Source organism: Rudaea cellulosilytica DSM 22992 (genome assembly GCF_000378125.1).
Classification (GTDB): Bacteria; Pseudomonadota; Gammaproteobacteria; order Xanthomonadales; family Rhodanobacteraceae; genus Rudaea; species Rudaea cellulosilytica.
Genome location: NZ_KB899241.1, coordinates 1,377,090 through 1,396,130, shown reverse-complemented (window position 1 = coordinate 1,396,130; position 19,041 = coordinate 1,377,090). Strand labels below are relative to the sequence as shown.

The 19,041-nt window shown below is 64.2% G+C and carries 13 protein-coding genes; 5 read left to right on the top strand and 8 right to left on the bottom strand.

Features of this window, described 5'->3' with window-relative positions; genetic code table 11:
• Positions 1-7: 7 nt before the first annotated feature.
• The 8 genes from F455_RS0106140 to F455_RS0106105 form a co-directional block, all read right to left on the bottom strand.
• Positions 8-844, bottom strand: a complete 837-nt coding sequence (locus F455_RS0106140) for an amidohydrolase family protein (protein WP_018972400.1) — start codon at positions 842-844, stop codon at positions 8-10.
• On the bottom strand, positions 841-1,845 hold the full coding sequence (locus F455_RS0106135; protein ID WP_018972399.1) for an aldo/keto reductase: 1,005 nt from the start codon (positions 1,843-1,845) through the stop codon (positions 841-843). The genes F455_RS0106140 and F455_RS0106135 overlap by 4 nt, the downstream gene beginning before the upstream one ends.
• Positions 1,846-2,190: 345 nt before the next feature.
• Complete coding sequence (locus tag F455_RS19975) at positions 2,191-5,121, bottom strand: polysaccharide lyase family 8 super-sandwich domain-containing protein (protein WP_169337298.1); 2,931 nt, start codon at positions 5,119-5,121, stop codon at positions 2,191-2,193.
• Between the two features lie 42 nt (positions 5,122-5,163).
• Positions 5,164-7,158, bottom strand: a complete 1,995-nt coding sequence (locus F455_RS21900; RefSeq protein WP_018972397.1) for a glycoside hydrolase family 88 protein — start codon at positions 7,156-7,158, stop codon at positions 5,164-5,166.
• 59 nt (positions 7,159-7,217) lie between these two features.
• A complete protein-coding gene (locus F455_RS19965; RefSeq protein WP_018972396.1) occupies positions 7,218-8,513 on the bottom strand; it encodes an MFS transporter in 1,296 nt (431 codons plus the stop codon).
• Complete coding sequence (locus F455_RS23335) at positions 8,513-9,667, bottom strand: hypothetical protein (protein ID WP_018972395.1); 1,155 nt, start codon at positions 9,665-9,667, stop codon at positions 8,513-8,515. The genes F455_RS19965 and F455_RS23335 overlap by 1 nt, the downstream gene beginning before the upstream one ends.
• Positions 9,668-9,755: 88 nt before the next feature.
• Positions 9,756-10,697, bottom strand: a complete 942-nt coding sequence (locus F455_RS0106110) for a 5-dehydro-4-deoxyglucarate dehydratase (RefSeq protein WP_026293125.1) — start codon at positions 10,695-10,697, stop codon at positions 9,756-9,758.
• A 97-nt stretch (positions 10,698-10,794) separates the two neighbouring features.
• Positions 10,795-13,281 (bottom strand): TonB-dependent receptor, encoded by a 2,487-nt coding sequence (locus F455_RS0106105; RefSeq protein ID WP_026293124.1) that lies wholly within the window; start codon positions 13,279-13,281, stop codon positions 10,795-10,797.
• A gap of 214 nt (positions 13,282-13,495) precedes the next feature.
• Between F455_RS0106105 and F455_RS0106095 the strand changes: the two genes are divergently transcribed.
• The 5 genes from F455_RS0106095 (at position 13,496) to rpoH (ending at position 19,041) form a co-directional block, all read left to right on the top strand.
• Positions 13,496-14,320, top strand: a complete 825-nt coding sequence (locus tag F455_RS0106095; protein ID WP_083918800.1) for an IclR family transcriptional regulator — start codon at positions 13,496-13,498, stop codon at positions 14,318-14,320.
• 3 nt (positions 14,321-14,323) lie between these two features.
• Positions 14,324-15,574 (top strand): DUF2264 domain-containing protein, encoded by a 1,251-nt coding sequence (locus tag F455_RS0106090; protein WP_018972390.1) that lies wholly within the window; start codon positions 14,324-14,326, stop codon positions 15,572-15,574.
• Positions 15,490-16,416, top strand: a complete 927-nt coding sequence (locus F455_RS0106085) for an NAD-dependent epimerase/dehydratase family protein (protein ID WP_245539944.1) — start codon at positions 15,490-15,492, stop codon at positions 16,414-16,416. The genes F455_RS0106090 and F455_RS0106085 overlap by 85 nt, the downstream gene beginning before the upstream one ends.
• Entirely contained in the window at positions 16,413-17,915 is a 1,503-nt protein-coding gene (locus F455_RS0106080) for an aldehyde dehydrogenase (NADP(+)) (protein WP_018972388.1), read from the top strand. The genes F455_RS0106085 and F455_RS0106080 overlap by 4 nt, the downstream gene beginning before the upstream one ends.
• A 259-nt stretch (positions 17,916-18,174) precedes the next feature.
• On the top strand, positions 18,175-19,041 hold the full coding sequence (gene rpoH / locus F455_RS0106075; protein ID WP_018972387.1) for an RNA polymerase sigma factor RpoH: 867 nt from the start codon (positions 18,175-18,177) through the stop codon (positions 19,039-19,041).

Here is a 19,041-nt window from a genome sequence, read left to right as displayed (position 1 = left end):
TCACACCTCATTCCAATCGATAGAGCTGCGCCGCCGTCTCGCCGAACACCTTCGCTTCGAAGCCGGGCGCATAGCGGCTGACCAAACGGCGGGCCATGTCGAGCCAGCCGGGATAATCCGAAGCAAGATCGAGCACCGGCCAATCGCTGCCCCAGAGCACGCGCTCCGGCCCGAAACAGGCGAGGACGTGCTCGATGTAAGGCGCGAGGTCATCCAGCGTCGCGCCGGACCGTGCTTCGGTGAGCAGGCCCGACAACTTGCAATACGCCCCGGTTTCACGCGCGAGACGTTCCAACGACGGTGCCCACGCATCGAAACCGCCGTGCGCGATGTCGGGCTTGGCAGCGTGATCGATCACCGTACGCAATAGCGGATGGCGTGCGAGGCGCGCGAGCAGCGCAGGAATGTGCGCGGGCTTCACCAGCGCGTCGAACGCGAGATCGTGGGCGATCATGGCCGCGAACGCGGCGTCGAGCTCCGGGCGCTGCACCCAGTCCGGATCGGAAATGTCCTGGATCATCGGACGCAGGCCCTTGAGCACGCCGCCACTCGCCGCAGCGAGCGCAGCGATCCGCTGGGTAGCATCCGGCGCGGCGAAGTCGGTCCAGCCGACGACGCCCTTGATGAAGGAATGCTTGCGCGCGAGTTCGACGAGAAAATGTGTCTCCTCCTCCGTCGCTGCCGCTTGTACGAGCACCGTCGCGGCCACATTGTTCTCGGCAAGCAGCGGTGCGAGATCGCCGGGCTCGAAGTCGCGGTACAGCGCACGCAGCTCGGGCGTCAGCCAGGCGTAATCGCCGCGCGACAGGCGCCAGAAATGCTGGTGCGCGTCGACGAGCTTCATGACGGCAGCACCGCGTCGCGTGCAAGCAGGCCGGCTTCCTGCAGTCGACGCCAGAGCGTCGGCGGAATTGCCGTGTCGCGGCGTGCCGCGGCGCTGTCGATCTCCGCCACCGAGCGCAGCCCCGCGACCACGGTGGCCACGGCCGGATGAGCGAGCGGGAACTGCAGCGCCGCCGCACCGACGTCCACGCCGAGCTCGGCGCAGATCGCGTAGATTTCCTGCGCGCGTGCCAGGGTCGTCGCGTCGACCGAGGCGTAGTTGTAGGTCGCCCCGGGACCGCGCGAGTCGCCGAGCAGGCCGGAGTTGTAGGGGCCGGCGACGAGGATGTCGACGCTGCGACGCTGCGCCTCACCCATCAACTCGCGCGAGGCGTGCTGCTCGAGCAACGTGTAGCGGCCGGCGAGCATGATGCAGTCGAGTTCGAAGCGCGGCAGGATCTCGAGGCCAACCTCCTGCTCGTTGACGCCGATGCCGATCGCGCCGACCAGTTTCTCATCGCGCAGCCGCGCCATCTCCGGCAACGCCTCGTCGAGCGCCTGTGCGAGCATCGACGCATGCCGCTCGCCGTGGGTCAGCCGGCCGATGTCATGCAGCAGAAGAATGTCGACGCGGTCGACGCGCAACCGTCGCAGACTCGCCTCGAACGAACGGCGCACGCCGGCACGGCTGTAGTCGAACACGGCGCGGCTTCCGGACACGGCGAAACCGTCGGTGATTGGCGCGCCGCTCGCCGTATCGGATTCGATCAAGCGGCCGACCTTGGTCGAGACCGCAAACTCGGCGCGAGGCCACGCCGCGAACGCATCGCCGAGGCGGCGTTCGGAAAGGCCGTGGCCGTAGAAAGGCGCGGTATCGAAGTAGCGGATGCCGCGACGCCAAGCCTGCGCCAGCGCCACGTGCGCGTCGTCGTCGCTGACCTCGGCGTACAGATTGCCGATCGGCGCGGCGCCGAATCCGAGCGAACCTAGAGACATGGTTTCAGCGGTTTCGAAAAGCGACATCACAGCACTGCGGTAGGCGGGTAACGGAGGTCCGAAACGGCGGTTATGTCATATATGAATGTAGATTGTATATGCAAAACAAATTTCTGGCTCGAAATCGGCGATTTTTTTACCCGATGCGCATTTGTCGTTGGCCAGCCTGCTCTTTGTCGAGCGCGGCATGGGCTCGCCGGCGGCGCCCTAGGTCGACTTCACCAGCGGCCGCGGAAGATGCCGCACGCCAAGCAATTCATTGTTCCGTCGGAATGTTGTCGGGCAAAAAAAAACCCTTTCGACAGGGGTGCGAAAGGGTTGGAGGGCGCAGAACAAACTCGCGCAAATTGATTCGGTTTTTCTGGACGCGGATCAGTTGCTCGTGGTCACGACCAGGACAGGTCGATAAGTGGCGTTGGTATTTTCCTTCGAGGCGTAGTTCACCCAGCCGTTGCTGCCGACATTGGTCGGCGAACTGATCGCGATCGACAAAAACTTGTCGCTCGCGAGCGCGCTCTGCGCCTGAGCCGTGACATCGAAAGAAATCGGCGTGCCGATTGCCGGCACGCTCCAGCTGCCGAGCAGCGTGGTGCTGATCGCCGGTGCGGTATTCCAGGTGATCGCGCTCTCGCCCCAGGTGTCGTTGGCGACAAGGAAGGCCTGATTGGTGAAGCCGGACTGGCCTTCGCTGGAGGGTGTCAGGACCACTCGTGCTGCGGTGATGGGCAGACCGACGCCGGCGACACTGAAGCGCAGAAATGCCTTGCGCGCATACCCGACCGCGTCGTTCTTGATCGGCATGTCGATCGTGCTGCCGTAATTCGTGTTCGCGTAGGTGCCGTCGCGGACATAGGCATCAGCGACTGTGTCAAGCGTGAGCGAATTGGTCGGATTCAGATTGAATTTGACCGAATAACTCTTGCCGACCGAGCCGTTGACGTTGACGCTGAACTGGATAGTCGGACTCAGCTGGGTCACGCTGACCTGCGGATCGGACGACATCACGCTGCTCGCCGTGCGATTGATCGTGATCGCGATCGAGCCGGTATTGGCCTGGGTCGGGTCGGCCACCGCCACGTCGAGCTCGGTACCGTTCTGCTGCGTTGTGACCGAGGCCTGCTGTGCGCTGGTGAGATAGGCAAACCCGTTCGCGTCGTTGACGGTGGTCGAGCTGTTGCCCCAGAAGTTGGCGCCGACCACGTTGATGCTCTTGTCGATCACGGCCTGCGCCGATGTCGTGTTGGCGAGCACCACGATGTCCGGACTGGCCGCGTAACTGGCCATCGAGCTCGACGTCTGATTGGGCAATACCACATAGGCATAGCTGGCGCCGCTCGGTTGCGTGCCATGCGCAAGGGCCAAGCTGAGGAAGTTGTTCGTCGACTGCGGTGTCGTCTGGCCGCCGGTATTGATCGCGTTCCAGGTGCCGATGCGGTTCTCGCGCAAGGCGTTGACACTGACCGGCGTCGGAAAGTAATAACCGACGCCGGAACCCGCGGCGTTGCCGTCGAGCCAGGCCCAGCTCACATTGGCCAGCGTCGACGCGGTGCCGAGCGAGGTCGGTTGTGCGGTGCCGTTGACGATGAGCGCATTGTCGCCAGCGGCGTCGATGCGACGGTTGTCGACGATCGTCTCGACCGCGCCGGTGCTGGTGCTGCTGATGCCAGTCCCGAGCGCAACCATCTTGTTGTCGAACAGGAACCACGATTTCTTTCCGGCAAGCGAACTGCCGGTGTCGTTCGACATCGAGAACTGCATGCCAGCACTGGTGTAGATGCCGTTCAACACCGATGCGCCGACCCAGTTGTCCGGATTCGCCAGGAGCGTCCAGGTCTTGAGCGTTGCCGTCGCACCATCCGTCGTCGTGCCCGCTAGCCGCAACGGATTGACGGTGGGCCAGTAGTCGTCGTCGTACTGGGTCTGGTCGGCGTTGTAGAGGTAGGTCATACCGGTACCGGTGTACCAAGGTTTGAGGTTTTCTCCGTTGCCGCTCTCGTAGGCGGTGATCTTCGGCGAGAACAGGCTCAAGCCGACGGCGAACCCCGGGCGCAGATGCACGACGCGCTGCATCGAGGCAAAGTTGTAGCTCGCGGTCTGCGGCGCCGCAGCCGGGACCGTGTTGTTCGCGACGAGCGACTTCAAATTCGCGATGTCGTAGGGCGGCAGGCCGCCGGCATAGTAGCTGTTGTAGTTGACGGTGATTCCCGAGCAGGAATTGGTGTAATTGCCGAAGCTCGCATCGCGCGTCACCTGACCCTTGACCAGGCTTTGGATGTAGGACTGCTGCGCCGCCGGCGCACCGTAGGAAAGGCGCAACAGCGACACGATCACGCCGCGACCGTTGGCGTGGTCCCAGCTCGTGCAACGCGAGATCCCGCGCCCCATCACCATGTCCATCATCGCCCCGTTGTAGAGCAGCGGCGCGTACGACTGCGACACCCAGCTCCACACGTTGTTTTGATTCGGATCGGTCACCGGCCACGCTGAGTTGTTGAACAAGTTCAACATCAAGGCGACGTCGCCAAGCAAGACCGCGCCGTAGCTGCCGGTGTAGGCGACATTGCCGTGCTGGATGAACGATCCGTCGACGTAAAAACCGTCGCTGCTGGTGACGTAGGGGAACACGCCGCTGAGATCGTCGCGCGCGAGCGCGACCTTGGCGGCGTCCTTGGCAAGGACGCCGCTGAGCAGCACGACCTGGTCCTGGTCGGCGAGATTCGCGCCGGTCATGCTCAAGCCAGGCTTGAGCGACTGCGTCGGATCGGGCACGAAGTGGTTCATCGCACCGGTGTAGTTGGCGATCTGCGTTGCCGTCAGCTGCGGGTAGATCAGCAGAGCGGCTTTGCCGAGCGCCTGCGGCGCGCCGATCTGCCAGTCCCACCAGTTGTCGAATTCGGCCGTGCTTGCGTTGTAATGATTGGCGTACATCCAATCGAGCCCGCCGACGACCGCCTGCAGCAACGATGCGTCGCCTTGCAGCGAGCCACCCGGCTGGGCCCACGCCGACGCGAGAATCTTCAATCGCGCGTAGTTGCCGGTGACGGTCGCGGAATGCGTGAAATCCGCAAGATCACTCCAGAGATAGGTGCGGCCCGCCTGCAGATTCATCGAAGAGAGATAGCCGCTCGCCTGCGCGGCGTTGTAATTCACCGACGCGGCGATGTCGGGATCGTTCATGTCGTTCGCAGCACCGACCAGGATGCCGTTCCAATTCGTACGGATTTGATCGTAGTTGTCCGCACTCGCGCACGCACACTGCAACGACAGCACCAAACAAGCCAAACAACGCAACAACCTCGTCATGTTCATCCTCCCGAATGAAATGAGCAGATGGCACCGGACGCCTCAGTGGGTCTTTTCCGGCGAATTCTTTGAATGCGTCTCTATGTACTTCGCCCAGGCTTCCTTGTTTGCGATCTTTCCCGCGCCGGTCCAGCCGAAGCCGGCGCGATAGCGGATGGTTCCGTCTTGATCAGTGCGCACGAGCGCGATGGCGTGCTCGTGGCCGCTGTCGTGCGGCATGCGCTTCATCTCGCGCACCGTGCCGGCAGCGAACAACGCTGCCGTGCCGAGGCCATTGCCGTCGACCGTTTCCCACACGCTCATCCAGCCGGCGTCGGGCTGAAACGCCATCTCTGCGCCGGCATGCTGTGTGTTGAGTCCGACCGCGAGATCCAGCCCGGCGAGCGGCACGCCGTCGATGGTGAAGCGCGAGCTGATTTCGTTCAGTTGTTCGCCGAGGCGTAGCCGGATCGTGCGCGTTTCGTGGATGTTCTTGCGCCCGGCCACCGGTGGGTACTCGTAGTCGGCGGTGAACTCGGCCACCTCCGGACGTGTCCAGAGCACCGCGGCGCGCACGTAGGTGTCCGAGGTGACGAGCTTGCCATCGCGCCACAGACCGAGGCCACCGTCGCCGCGCGTGTCGCCGACGTGGTAGCCGTCGTAGCCCTCGCCGTGATCCTCGTGGTAGCTCACGTGGTGCAGGTGATCCTCGCGGTACCAGTGATCGACCACCGGCCAGGCGACGCGCTTGAACCAGACGTCGATGCCGCTGTCCTCCGGACCGGGGCGTGATTCGGGACCGTAGATGCGGAACGCAACGCGATCGTTTTCCCAGGCGAGATCGTCCGCGCGCTCGGGCACGAGACGTGCGTAGGCGCGCGGTGTGCGGTCGACGTCGATCTGCGCTTGCGCCACGGCAAGAATTTTCTCGGGTGCGGTTTTGCTGGCGACGCCGAGCGCGCGCAGAATCTCGCTGCCGGCGAGCAGTACCGCGCCGGTGCCGTAAAGTTGGCGCGAATTCGCATCGAGACTTTCCGGCGCCTCGCCGACACGCTGCACGTAGCCGACGTAGCCGTCCGGTTTGATCCGCGTCGTCAGCCCGTGCCAGCCGCGTTCGACCGCCGGCCAGTACTGCGCGCGATCGAGCAGGCCGTGATTGACGCCCCAGGCGAGGCCGAACACGAAGAACGCGCTGCCGCTGGTTTCGCCGACGGTCACCTGATCCGGATCGGCGAGGCTCGGACGCCAGAGGCCGTCGGCCTGCTGCGCGGCGATCACCGCGGTCGTCATCTCGCGGAACAACTGCTCGTAGAACGCGCGTGTCGGATGCTCCTGCGGCAGTTGCTCGAGCAGCAATGCAAGCCCGCCGTAAACCCAGCCGTTGCCGCGACTCCAGAACGTCTTCTTGCCATGCGGTGTCTTGCGGCCGATGTAATTTCCATCGCGATAGAACAGCTTCGCCTCGCGGTCATAGAGCTGATCGTAGGTCTGGCGGTATTCGCGATCGAGGTAGTCGAGATACTTTTTATCGCCGGTCGCGCGGTACAAGCGCACCAGCGTCGGCGGTGCCATGTACAGCGCATCGCACCAGGTCCAGCGATCAGTGACATTGACTCCGGCGGTCTTCGGCTTCGCGCGCCGATCGAGCACTTCATCGATAGGGTGGTTCACTGCCTTGTCGAGGCGCGAACGCAGCGTATCCAAGCGCTCGGCATGCACATGATCGAGCGCGTAGAGATCCAGCCAGGCATGCCCGACCGCCCAGTCGTCAGCGTGATACGTGTCCCAGCCCGGCGACCAACCCGACTGGCCGCCGAAGCGCAGCACGGCAGCAACATAGCGCGCATCGCCCGTGGCGAAGCCCATGCGCAACAAGCCGTCGTACAACGGCGCGATCTGCCAGTCGGTCGTCTCGATCGGCAGCGGATTGGCGAGCTGCCAATCGGCGGAGCGCTGCATCACCGCGCGTACTTCATTCGCACTCAAGCGCGCGTCCGCCACGCGGTACGGCAACAGCAGCGCGAATGAAAGCCAGCAGATCGAAACAATCAATTTCATGTGTGTTCCTCGACTCACGAATTCAGCTGGAAACCCGCTTTGCTTCTTCGTTGTGCATTTCAGATCGCCGCTGCCACCGTTGCTGACCGCGTCGGCGCGAGCACATGGAACAGCGCCAACGCAACGAGATAAGCGCCGCCAGCCAAAGCGAACACCGGCACATAGCTGCCGCTCCACTGCAAAAGATTCGCCGTGATCCAGGCGATGAGCATGCCGCCCACCGCACCGAACATGCCGCCCAAGCCGCACACCGAACTGACCATGCGCTGCGGGAATCGGTCGGACACCGTGGTGAACAGGTTGGCCGACCAGCCCTGATGGGCGGCGGCGGCCAGGCCGATCATCGCCACCGCGGTCCAGATATTCGCGACGCTCGGCGCGAACCAGACCGGCGTCACCGCCAGCGCGCACGCCAGCATGGCGATCTTGCGCGCGCGGTTCGCCGGCATGCCGCGCCGTATCAGCCAGGAGGAAATCGCGCCGCCGACGATGCTGCCCGTGCCTGCGGCGAGATACACCGCTGCGGTCGGCACACTGAGGCCTTTCAAGTCGATCTTGAAACTGCGCGCAAAGAAATCCGGCAGCCAGAACAGATACAGCCACCAGATCGGATCGGTCAGGAATTTGGCGATCGCGAACGCCCAGGTTTCGCGGTAGCGCAGCAGGTCGCGCCAGCGCACGCGTGCGCCCGGGCTCGCCGTTTCGGGCTCGTTGGCGATGTAGTCGAGTTCCGCACGCGTGACATGTCGACTCTGCCACGGCGACGCATGCAAGGCGAGCCAAAACGCCAGCCAGACAAATCCGAGCGCACCGACGACGACGAACGCGGCTTGCCAGCCGAACGCGGCGACGACCAGCGGCACGAGCAGCGGCGTCACCAATGCGCCGAGCGTGGCGCCGGCATTGAATATGCCGGTGGCGAGCGCGCGCTCACTTTTCGGAAACCACTCGGCCACGGTTTTGATCGCCACCGGAAAATGGGCCGACTCGCCCAGACCGAGCGCAAACCGCGCGGTGATGAACCCGGACAGGCTGCGCGTCAACGCGTGCGCCATCGCCGCGAGACTCCACAGCGCGATCGCGATCGAAAACCCGCGATGCGTGCCGATCCGGTCGACGATGCCTCCGGTGAGCAGCAGCCCGATCGCATAGGCGGCCTGGAATGCCAATACGATGTGGCCGTAATCGGTTTCGCTCCAGCCGAGCTCGCCCTGCAACAGCGGCTTGAGGATGCCGATCAGCTGCCGGTCCATGTAGTTGATCGTGGTGGCCGCGAGCAGCAGTGCACAGATCGCCCAGCGATAGCGGCCGACACGTGCGACAACAATGGCGGTTTGCGACGAGGCCAGCGACATTACGTTCTTCCCCTCTGCAATGCGGCGCCGATCGCATCGAGCCGCGCGCGCGAGGCGAGCCCGGCGTGATGGAAATGAAACTCGTCGACGCCAGCCGCGGCGTAGGCGTCGAGTTCGGCGCGCAATGCCTGCGCGTCGCACGCCTTCGGCGGCAACGCGAGCACGTACGCGGCTAGCCTGCGCTCCTGACGCCATTGGTTCAAGCCGGCGATGTTCGCCAACGCTAGGTACGATTCCGGCCAACAATTCGCGACCAGCGTGCTGGCGTCCGCATCCACGCCTCCAGCAACTGAGGCGAAAGGCCCGGTCGACCAGCGGTCCGCACTCGCGTGCAGCGCGATATCCAGGGACGGTGACAACGCGCGCGCCGCATCGATCACCCGCTGGCGCAGTTCGCGCGCAATCGCACCACGCACCTTCGCCAGTTGATCGGCGAGCTTCTCGCCGAGCGCGGCTTCGATCGACACGGCAGCGGCGTCGACGCCCGCTCGCACGGCCGAACGCAGATTCTCGGCATCAATGCCGGCGCAGGCGTAGCGCGTCTCGCAAGCGACGCAAAAGCACAACGACAAAAGCTGCTTTTGCGCATCGTTGTAGTCGGCGCCTGCGGTTTTTTCGTGATGACCACCGTGCTCGAAGCCGAATGGACCCACCGCCTCGAGGACCAAACCCTGCGGTTGCGCCAGCTGTACGATCTCGCGCACCAGGGTCACGCAATAGTTGACGACCTCGGCGTGCGCCGGACAGAGCGCGTAGGCGTAGCGGTCACCCATTGCGTTGCGCACCGTGAGGTGCGGCGCCATGTGACCGAGCCGGCTGGAGTGCGTCAGTGCAGCCCAGGCGTAAACCGGCAACCCGACATTTTGCAATTCGCGCGCAGCAAGGCCAAAAGAGTTTCGCGTCGAAAGCCAGGCCGGGGCTGTCGGTTGCAACGCGCGATTGCGCCAGGTCTCCTTGCGCACCGGCAAGTACAACGCCGCATGCGCGGCATCGACGACGCGGTGCTGTGGATGCAATGGTGTCGCCGCACGCACCGAGTGATATGCCACCGCGAGCGCGACCGCGCCGATGCCGAGATCGCGCACGCGCGGCGCGGCATCGGGATCGCCGATCAGGTCCCACACGTACATATGCGCGATCGCGAGCTGGGCCATGTTTGGCTAACGGTGCAAGTTGTGCGGACGATCGAACCGGATGGGCAACATCGACATTCCTCGAGCCGATGAATACCCGCCTACTTCTTCAGGCCGCCGCCGACTTCGGACCGGCAAGCGCACGCCCCGCGGCGATGATCCGCTCGAGCTGCTCGAGATGCTTCGGCGTCGGTTCGACCAACGGTGCACGCACCGGTCCCGCCGCGATACCGTTCAATCTCACCGCGGCTTTGACCAGCGACACGGCGTAACCGGGTACTTCGTTGCGCAACTCCACGAGCGGCGCATAGAAATTCTGCAACAACGCCTCAACGCGCGCCGTGTCGTTGCGTTCCAGCGCGCCATAGAAGCCCAGTGCAATCTCCGGCGCGAAGCAGAACACGGCCGAGGAATACAGCGGCACGCCGATCGCGCGATAGGCCGGCTGCACCATTTCGGCAGTCGGCATACCGTTGAAGAATTGGAACGGCTTGTTGCCGATCCCGCTGCGCACCGCGAGCACGATGCGCTGCATTGCGTCGAGGTTGCCGAGGCCATCCTTGAAACCGATCACGTTCGGCAGTCGCGCCACGCGCGTCGCTGTCGGGGGAGTAAATACGGCGTTGTTGCGCTGATAGACGATCAGCGGCAGCGAGGTCGACGCGGCCAATTGCTCGACGTAGTTTGCTACGCCCTCGGGCGGGCAGCTGACGAGATACGGGGGCAGCAACAGCAACCCCTGCGCGCCGGCGCGCTTTGCCGCCGCCGCAAATTGCTTAGCCTGCGGCAGCGAACCGCCGCAACCGGCGAACACCGGCACGCGACCGGCAGTCGCCTCAACCGCGACGCGCACCACCGTCTCGAACTCGCCGACCTCGAGTGCGTTGAACTCGCCGGTGCCGCAGGCGGCGAACACCGCACCCGGTCCCTGGGCGACGCCGCGCTGGACATGCTCGGCCAGCGCGGCGTCGTTCACATCACCGTTGGCTGCAAAGGGCGTGATCGGGAAGAACAGCACGCCGGAGAGATTCGAAGGGGAATTTTTTTTCATGTCGTAATGCCGCAATGGAAAGTTGATCGAATCGTCGTCGTGGGATCGATCGATTCCTCGACCGCCTGCAAGCGACTCCATGATCCGCGACGGTTTCTCAATGGAAGTCCCAGTCGAGACGCAGGCCGTAGTAGCGGAACGCATCGCGCGCGGGCGTCCAGGTCGACGCCACCACCGGGACGACCGGATTCGGCGCCTTCGATGAATACGTCCCGGTGACACCTACGTTGGCGAGCGAATAGTGCTTGTTGAACACGTTGTCGACGAACGCAGTCAGCTTGATCTTGCCGGAATGGTCGCGCACGCCGAAGCCGAGATTGGTGATGCTGAAGCCCGGCACGTGCGCTCCCGGATCCTGGGACAGGCTCAGGTTCAGCGCCGACTGATAGCGCGTGTTCGCGGTGACGAAGGCGTCGAACGGGCGATCCGGCAGCGGGATGTCGTATTGGCCACCGACGTTGAGGCGGATCTTCGGTGCGTTCGGCATCGTCGCGCCGGTGAGGTCCTGCGTGTTCGCGCCACCGAAGGCCGGGTTCTTCACCACGCACGAATCGTTGAAGCCCGAATTCGTCGTCTTGTTCGGCACGCCGTAGCACGGGCCGTTGACGAACGGGCCGATGGTGGCATCGGTATAGGCGATCGCCGCGTTGAGCAGCAGGTGCTCGGCCGGAAGGATCGACAGATCCGCTTCCACGCCGCGCGTCTGCACGTACGGTACGCTGAACAGCGTCGTGACGAACGTCGCCGTGCCCGGAATGACCACGCCGGAGCTCTGCTGGTAATCGCTGAAGCGCGAGTTGAACAGCGCGACATTGAGCGTGGCGCGGCCATCGAAGAAATTGTCCTTGACGCCGAACTCGTACGACCTGGAAGTTTCCGGCTTGACCGGAAACTGCGCAGCAACGACGGCTGACAGACCGCTGGTCAGATCGTAGGCCTGCCCTTTGTAGCCGGTCGAGTACGTCGCATACGCCATCAAGTCTTCGTTGAACTGATGCTGCAAGCTCACGCGGCCGGTGACGGCATTGTCGGCATCGCCGTCGCGCGAGAAACCGATCGTCGGATGAAAATCCACGCCCGGGTCCGGCCGACTGGTGGACGCGGGCGGCAAGCCGCGCAGATAGCTGTAGCCGATGACCTCGCGGTTGAGGCGCAGGCCGCCAAGCACGGTCCAGCTCGGCTGGAATTCCCAGCTCGCCTGGCCGAACACGGCATAGTTCTGGTTGTAGGTCGAGGCGAGATATTGCACCGGCGCGGTCAGCGCCACGCCAGGGTAGCCGCGAATGATGTTGCGATCGATGCTGTTCTTGCCGTACCAGAGGCCGGCGACATACTTGACCGTGCTGTCGTCCGGCGAGGTCAGGCGCAATTCGTCGGTATGGGTCACGACGCGATGGATGCCGTATTGGATATAACCGTCGTCGACGCCCGCCGGTTGGCCGTTGGCCAGCGGGTAATAGAGCAACGTTGGCGCGTCGACGAAATCCTGGTCGCGATAGTCGCGGGCGAAGTATTTGTCGAACGAAGAAATGCCCGTCAGCGTGGCGCCGTTCGCAAACGTGTAGATGCCGCGCAAGCCGCCGCCCTTATCGGTGGACTCCAGGCTCGTCGGGAAATCGTTGCGAATCTTGTGGTTGTCCGTCCCGATTGGAATCCCCGCGTAGAGCGTGCTCAGCGGCAACTGCGCAATGTTGTTCAACAATGCGCCCTGCAACGGCTTGATGGACGTGGTCACCGCAACGCAGCAGCTGTCGTTTTCCTTGTTGTAGTGCGGCGAGAATTCGAAATCGAGATTGTCGAGCGCATGCCAGGTGAACTTGCCGAGCAGGGTCTTGCCGCCGGTGCCGTTGACCTGCTGGCCATTGGTGAGATTCTCCACATTGCCCGGGAAGCGCGTATCGCTAGCTGCGATACGGAACGCAAATTTGTCCGAGGACGCGTCGACCGAGGCGCGTACGCGCCATTCGCGATCGCTCGTGTAGAGCAGGCTGGCGCTGCCTCCGGCCGGGCCGCCGGTCGGCTTGGTCGTGATGTTGATCGCGCCGGCGACCGCGCTCTTGCCGAACAGCGTGCTCTGCGGGCCTTTCAGGACTTCGATACGGCTGACGTCGGCGAGGTCGGTGAATGCCTGGTACTGCGCGCCGTAGGGAATGTCGTCGATGATTACCGCGACATCGGATTCCACCGCGATGCCGATCGACGCGGTGCCGATGCCGCGCATGTTGATACCGAAGTTGTCCGGCGTCGTGCTGTAAGACATCGTCAGTGACGGGACCAGGTTGATCACGTCGGCCAGCTCGCGCACATTGTTGCGCTGCAGTTGCGCATCGGTCATCACCGAAATCGACATCGGCACGTTTTCGAGCTTCTCGATGCGCTTGTTCGCGGTAACCACCATCGCTTCCAGCTTCGCCGGTTGCTGCTCGGTCGGGCTGTCTGCTGCCGCGCTCGGCGCGGCGGTGGCGTTGTCGACGAAATCCGATGTGGAGGCAAAAGCCGAGGGTGCGCCGTAAAGGGCGGCAACTACGGCGGCGGCCAAAGCCAGGCGCAACGGAGCCCGGCCAGTAGTAGCGATCAAAGTCATGATTTCCTCCCGTGGTTCATATATGCGAACTAACTTCATGGATATATAACACTACGAGAAATTGTTCTGTCAAGTGTTGCGGCGATCATATATGTGAATTAAAGTCCTGTCCGTGGAAATTTGAGAACAACGGCAAGCGCGCCACGCGCCCGCGAGAATGCACGGCGGGTGGGCTCAATCGGCCAGCGAATCCGAATCGAAAAACGGGCCACGTATGAAGAACAAACCCAGCACTCCAGTCCGCACCTCCGCACCGAAAGAGAGCGCAGCGAAGGCGTCCGCGAGCGCGGTGAAATCCGCGGATCGCACGATCGTATTGCTCGAGGCATTGGCGAACAGTCCGCACGCCATGACCTTGACCGAACTTCAACAGGCGATGGGCGTGCCCAAGTCGAGCCTGTACATGCTGCTGCAGACGCTGGTCGCGCGTGGCTGGCTGCACAGCGACGCACGCCTGGGCACGTACGGCATTGGCGTGCGCGCGCTTCTCGTGGGCACCTCGTATCTGGATCACGACCGCGTCGTGCAGGCCGCGGCGCCGGTGATCACCGAGTTGCGCGGTCAAATCAACGAGACGGTGCACCTGGCGCGCCTCGACGGCAGCGATGTCGTCTACCTCGCCAGCCGCGAATCGCAGCATCATCTGCGTGTGATTTCGCGTGTCGGCCGGCGCGTGCCCGCGCACGCCACCTCGCTAGGCAAGTCGCTGCTGGCGACGCGTACCGATGCCGACGTCGATGCGCTGCTGCCGGCGAAGCTCGTGCAGCTGACCCCCAACACCGTGCACGACCGCCGCGCGCTGCACAAACAACTCGACGAATTCCGCGCGCTCGGCTACGCCTTCGAGCGCGAGGAAAACACTCCTGGCCTGTGCTGTTTCGCTGTCGCCCTGCCCTATCGCTCACCGGCGGTGGATGCGATCAGCTGTTCCGTACCGCTGGCGCGTCTGGACAAGAAGCACGAGAAGGAAGTGATCCAGGGTCTTTTCGAAGCCGCGCGCGCAATCAGCGATTCCCTGCCTCACTCCAACCTAGGCTGACTCGTGGAACGACGCGATTTTCTCGTGACCCTATCCGCTGCCGGCGGCGCTCTGGCGCTGCAGGCAAATGACGCCAGCGCAGAAAAGTCTGCGTCGCCACTCGCAACGGACGAGCGCGGCGAATGGGTAAGCTGGTTGCATCGCATCGCCCGACCCGTGTTGTCGAATCTGGCCAACGGCACGCTGCGCCGGAACATGCCGTTCGAGCGCGGCCCGGGCTACGACCTGCACCCGGACGCGACCTACGTCGAGGCCGCGGGTCGCACCCTGTCCGGCGTCGCGCCATGGCTCAGCCTGCCCGACGACACATCGAGCGAAGGGCGGCTGCGGCATGATCTTCGCGAAGATGCCTTGCGCGGGCTGACGCATGCCGTCGATCCGAAGAGCCCGGATCGCCTCAATTTCAGCGCAGGCCAGCAGCCCATCGTCGATGCGGCCTATCTCGCACACGCATTCCTGCGCGCGCCAAAGGCGTTGTGGGAACCACTCGATGCGAAAACCAAGCGCGGTGTGATTGCCGCGTTCCAGTCGCTGCGCGACCGCAAGACGGCGTACAACAACTGGCTGCTGTTCGCGGCGATGAGCGAGACGTTCCTGCGCTCGATCGGCGAGGCGTGGGACCCGATGCGCGTCGACTACGCCCTCCACAAGATCGAGGACTGGTACGCCGGCGACGGCTGGTACAAGGACGGGCCGGAGTTCGCGTTCGACTACTACAACTCGTACGTGATCCACCCGATGCTCGTCGACCTGCTGCGCGTGCACAGCGCGCAGGGCAAGGACGAAGCCATGAGCGCACGCTACGAGCTCGCGCGCAAGCGCATGCGCCGCTTCGGCGCGATCCTCGAGCGGATGATTTCGCCCGAGGGCACCTACCCACCGATCGGGCGTTCGATCACCTACCGCACGGCGGCCTTCCAGGCGCTGGCGCAGTTGGCGCTGGCCGACGATCTTCCCGAAGGCATCGCGCCCGCGCAGGTGCGCAGTGCCCTCGGCACCGTGCACAACAGGATGTACTCGAGCGCAGGCGTGTTCGATGCGAACGGCTGGTTGCAATTGGGCTTTGCCAACCATCAGCCCGACATCGCAAACATCTACACCTCTACCGGCAGCCTGTACATGGCGACGCTGTCGTTCCTGGCGCTGGGACTGCCGGCAACGCACGCCTTTTGGACCGCCCCGGCAACCGACTGGACCGCGAAGAAAGCCTGGGCCGGCATACCCGTGCCACAGGACCACAAAATCGAATTCTGAGACCACCGACCTCTATGCAACGTATTCTGATCACCGGCGCGGCCGGCGGCATGGCCACTCTGCTGCGACCACACCTGGCGCGCGCAGGGCGCATTCTGCGCCTGTTGGATATCGCGGACGTTCCCGCAAACAACGATGGCGCGGAGATCGTCCGCGCTTCGATCACTGACATGGCGGCGATGCAGGCCGCGTGCACCAATGTCGATGCGATCGTGCATCTCGGCGGGTTGTCGATCGAACACGAATGGGCGCCGATTCTCGACGTCAACATTCACGGCACCTACGTCACCCTCGAAGCGGCGCGGCGCGCCGGCGTGAAGCGCGTCATTCTGGCGAGTTCGAATCACGCCATCGGCTATACCAGCACGCAGCACGGCGAAGTCAGCGCCGGGGCCTTCCCGCGTCCGGACACGAACTACGGCGTGAGCAAAGTCGCGATGGAGGCGCTCGGCAGCCTGTACGCAGATCGCTACGGGCTCGATGTCATCGCGATCCGCATCGGCTCGTGTTTCGAGAAGCCCAAGGATGCGCGCATGTTGCGCACCTGGCTGTCTCCCGGCGACGGCGCGCGATTGATCGAGGCTTGCCTCGCCGCGCCGGCGCCTGGCTACCGCGTGGTTTGGGGCGCGTCGAACAACACCCGGCATTGGGTCTCGCTCGACGAGGCGCGCGCGCTCGGCTACGAGCCGCAGGATGATTCCGAACGGTTCGCCGCCGAGCTGCTGGCCGAGCAAGGCGAGCCCGACCCCGCCAGCCCGCTCATGCGCTATGTCGGCGGGGCTTGGTGCAGCGAGGGTTGGAACACCGCAGTCAAAGAGCAATCCAAAGGGCAGTCGAAATGAGTATTCAAGGGTTCAATCCGCGTACGGGCGCGGCTGTCGGCGAGCCGATTCCCAAGACGACCGCTGCCGAAGTTGCAGCGCTTTGCACTCGCGCGCAGGCGGCGTTCGCGGTCTGGTCCGTGACTTCGCGCGAAGCACGTGCGCTCGCGCTGGACAAGGTCGCCGCGGCGCTCGATGCCGCAACCGGCGAACTCGCCGCAATTGCCGACAGCGAAACCGCGCTTGGCCTGCCGCGACTCAATGGCGAGATCAAGCGCACGTCGAACCAGCTGCGCCTGTTCGCCGGCGTGCTGCGTGAGGGCAGCTATGTCGAAGCGACGCTCGACAGCGCCGACGCGAGCATCGTGCCGCCGCGGCCGGAATTGCGCCGCATGCTGCAGCCGCTTGGCCCTGTCGCCGTGTTCGCGGCGAGCAACTTTCCCTTCGCGTTTTCGGTCGCCGGCGGCGACACCGCATCGGCACTCGCCGCAGGCTGCAGCGTCGTGGTCAAGGCTCACCAGGCGCATCCGCAGACCTCGCTGGCGACCGCGCGTGTCGTTGCCCAGGCGCTGGCGGACGCGGGTGCTCCCGACGGCATTTTCGCGCTCGTCTTCGGCACCGATGCGGGCGTGCAGCTGATCCAGAATCCGGCGATCAAAGCCGGCGGCTTCACCGGCTCGACGCACGGCGGGCGCGCGCTCTTCGACCTGGCGAGTGCGCGGCCCGAACCGATTCCGTTCTATGGCGAACTCGGCAGCATCAATCCGACCGTGATCCTGCCGGGCGCTGCAGCCGAACGCGGCGCCGAGATCGCACAGGGCTACGCGCAGTCGCTGACACTCGGCGTCGGCCAGTTCTGCACCAACCCCGGGCTGACCTTCGCGCCCGCGCCGCTCGTCGCCGCGCTGGCCGCCGCGGTCGACCAATCCACTGGCGGCGCGATGCTCACGGCACGCATGCGCGATGCATATGTCGCCGGCACGAGCACCCTCGCCGCATCCGCCGAACGCGTCGCCGAGGGTGCAGCCGCCGCGGACACGGCGTTCGGCGCAACGCCACAGCTGTTCCGCGTCGACTTCGCCAAGTTCGCGGCCGACGTGGAAAAGTACACCGAGGAATGTTTCGGCCCGGCCGGGCTCGTGGTCGCCTATGACGACGTAGAACGCGTGCTCGACCTGCTGCCGCGCCTGCCCGGTTCGCTGACTGCGAGCGTGCAAGCCGCCGCCAGCGACGCGCCCATCGCGGCGCGCGCCGCCGACGCACTGCGCCGCATCGCCGGCCGCGTGGTCTACAACGCCTGGCCGACGGGCGTCGCGGTCGCGTGGGGCATGCAGCACGGCGGCCCTTGGCCTTCAACCACTAATCCGCTGCACACATCGGTCGGCGCGACCTCGATTCGCCGTTGGCTCGCGCCGATCGCGTTCCAGAGCTGGCCCGATTCATTGCTGCCGTCCGAACTGCAGGACGCCAATCCGTCGCGCATTCCACGCCGCCGCGACGGCGTGCTCGGCCAGCACTAAATTGGCGGCGGCGAAGCCGCAGATGGGACTCAGCTGCCTCGCTGCCCACGCAGCGCGCGGGCAGCTGTGGCCGTGCATCCGATGCAACGCATTGTTCCATCAGTGGTTATCTCAAATGAAGGATCTTTAACGCTGAACCGGCCCCATTCGTGTACTATGCGGTCCAACAAAAGGATGTTACTGTTCGGTCACGGAACTTTTTACGCGCTTTAGCACTCTCTTAACCCGAGTGCTAAACTGCACCGCCTGAGGAGAGCCCATGTCCACCGCTACAGCCCTGGTTGCGAACAATCTGCCGATTCCGAACGCGCTCGGCAGTCTGGATTCCTATATCACCGCCGTGCACCGCTTTCCGGTGCTGACGGTCGAGGAAGAACAAACCCTCGCCAAGAATTTTCGCGCGAATGACGATCTCGATGCCGCCAAGCAGCTCGTCATGGCGCACCTGCGCTTCGTCGTCCATGTGGCCCGTGGCTATTCCGGTTATGGCCTGCAGATCGGCGACCTGATCCAGGAAGGCAATATCGGCCTGATGAAGGCGGTCAAGCGCTTCGACCCCGACATGGGCGTACGCCTCGTCTCGTTCGCCGTGCACTGGATCCGCGCCGAGATGCACGAGTTCATTTTGCGCAACTGGCGCATCGTCAAAGTCGCCACGACCAAGGCGCAGCGCAAGCTGTTCTTCAATCTGCGCAAGTCGAAGAAGCGCCTGGGCTGGATGAACAATGCCGAAGTGCAGGCCGTAGCCAAGGATCTGGGCGTAACGACCGCCGACGTGCTCGAAATGGAAGCGCGCCTGTCCGGCCACGACATGGCTTTCGACGCACCCACCGATGCAGACGAGGACGCCAAGCCCGCACCGGTCGCCTATCTCATCGACGACAACGCCGATCCATACCAGTCGCTCGAGAGCGAGAGCCAGGAAGAGTCCGATCTCGGCATACTCAAGAACGGCATGGCCAAGCTCGACGCGCGCTCGCGTGACATCATCCAGCGCCGCTGGCTCAAGGACGGCAACAAGGCGACGCTGCAGGAACTGGCCGACGAGTACAAGGTTTCGGCCGAGCGCATCCGCCAGATCGAGGTCAATGCGATGAAGAAGATGCGGACGCTATTCGCAGCGTGA

Coding starts and splice junctions, on each gene's coding strand:
- F455_RS0106110 (WP_026293125.1), bottom strand. CDS start 10,697: ATGAAAAAAAATTCCCCTTCGAATCTCTCCGGCGTGCTGTTCTTCCCG.
- F455_RS23335 (WP_018972395.1), bottom strand. CDS start 9,667: ATGGCCCAGCTCGCGATCGCGCATATGTACGTGTGGGACCTGATCGGC.
- F455_RS19965 (WP_018972396.1), bottom strand. CDS start 8,513: ATGTCGCTGGCCTCGTCGCAAACCGCCATTGTTGTCGCACGTGTCGGC.
- F455_RS0106135 (WP_018972399.1), bottom strand. CDS start 1,845: ATGTCGCTTTTCGAAACCGCTGAAACCATGTCTCTAGGTTCGCTCGGA.
- F455_RS0106095 (WP_083918800.1), top strand. CDS start 13,496: ATGAAGAACAAACCCAGCACTCCAGTCCGCACCTCCGCACCGAAAGAG.
- F455_RS0106140 (WP_018972400.1), bottom strand. CDS start 844: ATGAAGCTCGTCGACGCGCACCAGCATTTCTGGCGCCTGTCGCGCGGC.
- F455_RS19975 (WP_169337298.1), bottom strand. CDS start 5,121: ATGACGAGGTTGTTGCGTTGTTTGGCTTGTTTGGTGCTGTCGTTGCAG.
- F455_RS0106105 (WP_026293124.1), bottom strand. CDS start 13,281: ATGACTTTGATCGCTACTACTGGCCGGGCTCCGTTGCGCCTGGCTTTG.
- rpoH (WP_018972387.1), top strand. CDS start 18,175: ATGTCCACCGCTACAGCCCTGGTTGCGAACAATCTGCCGATTCCGAAC.
- F455_RS0106080 (WP_018972388.1), top strand. CDS start 16,413: ATGAGTATTCAAGGGTTCAATCCGCGTACGGGCGCGGCTGTCGGCGAG.
- F455_RS21900 (WP_018972397.1), bottom strand. CDS start 7,158: ATGAAATTGATTGTTTCGATCTGCTGGCTTTCATTCGCGCTGCTGTTG.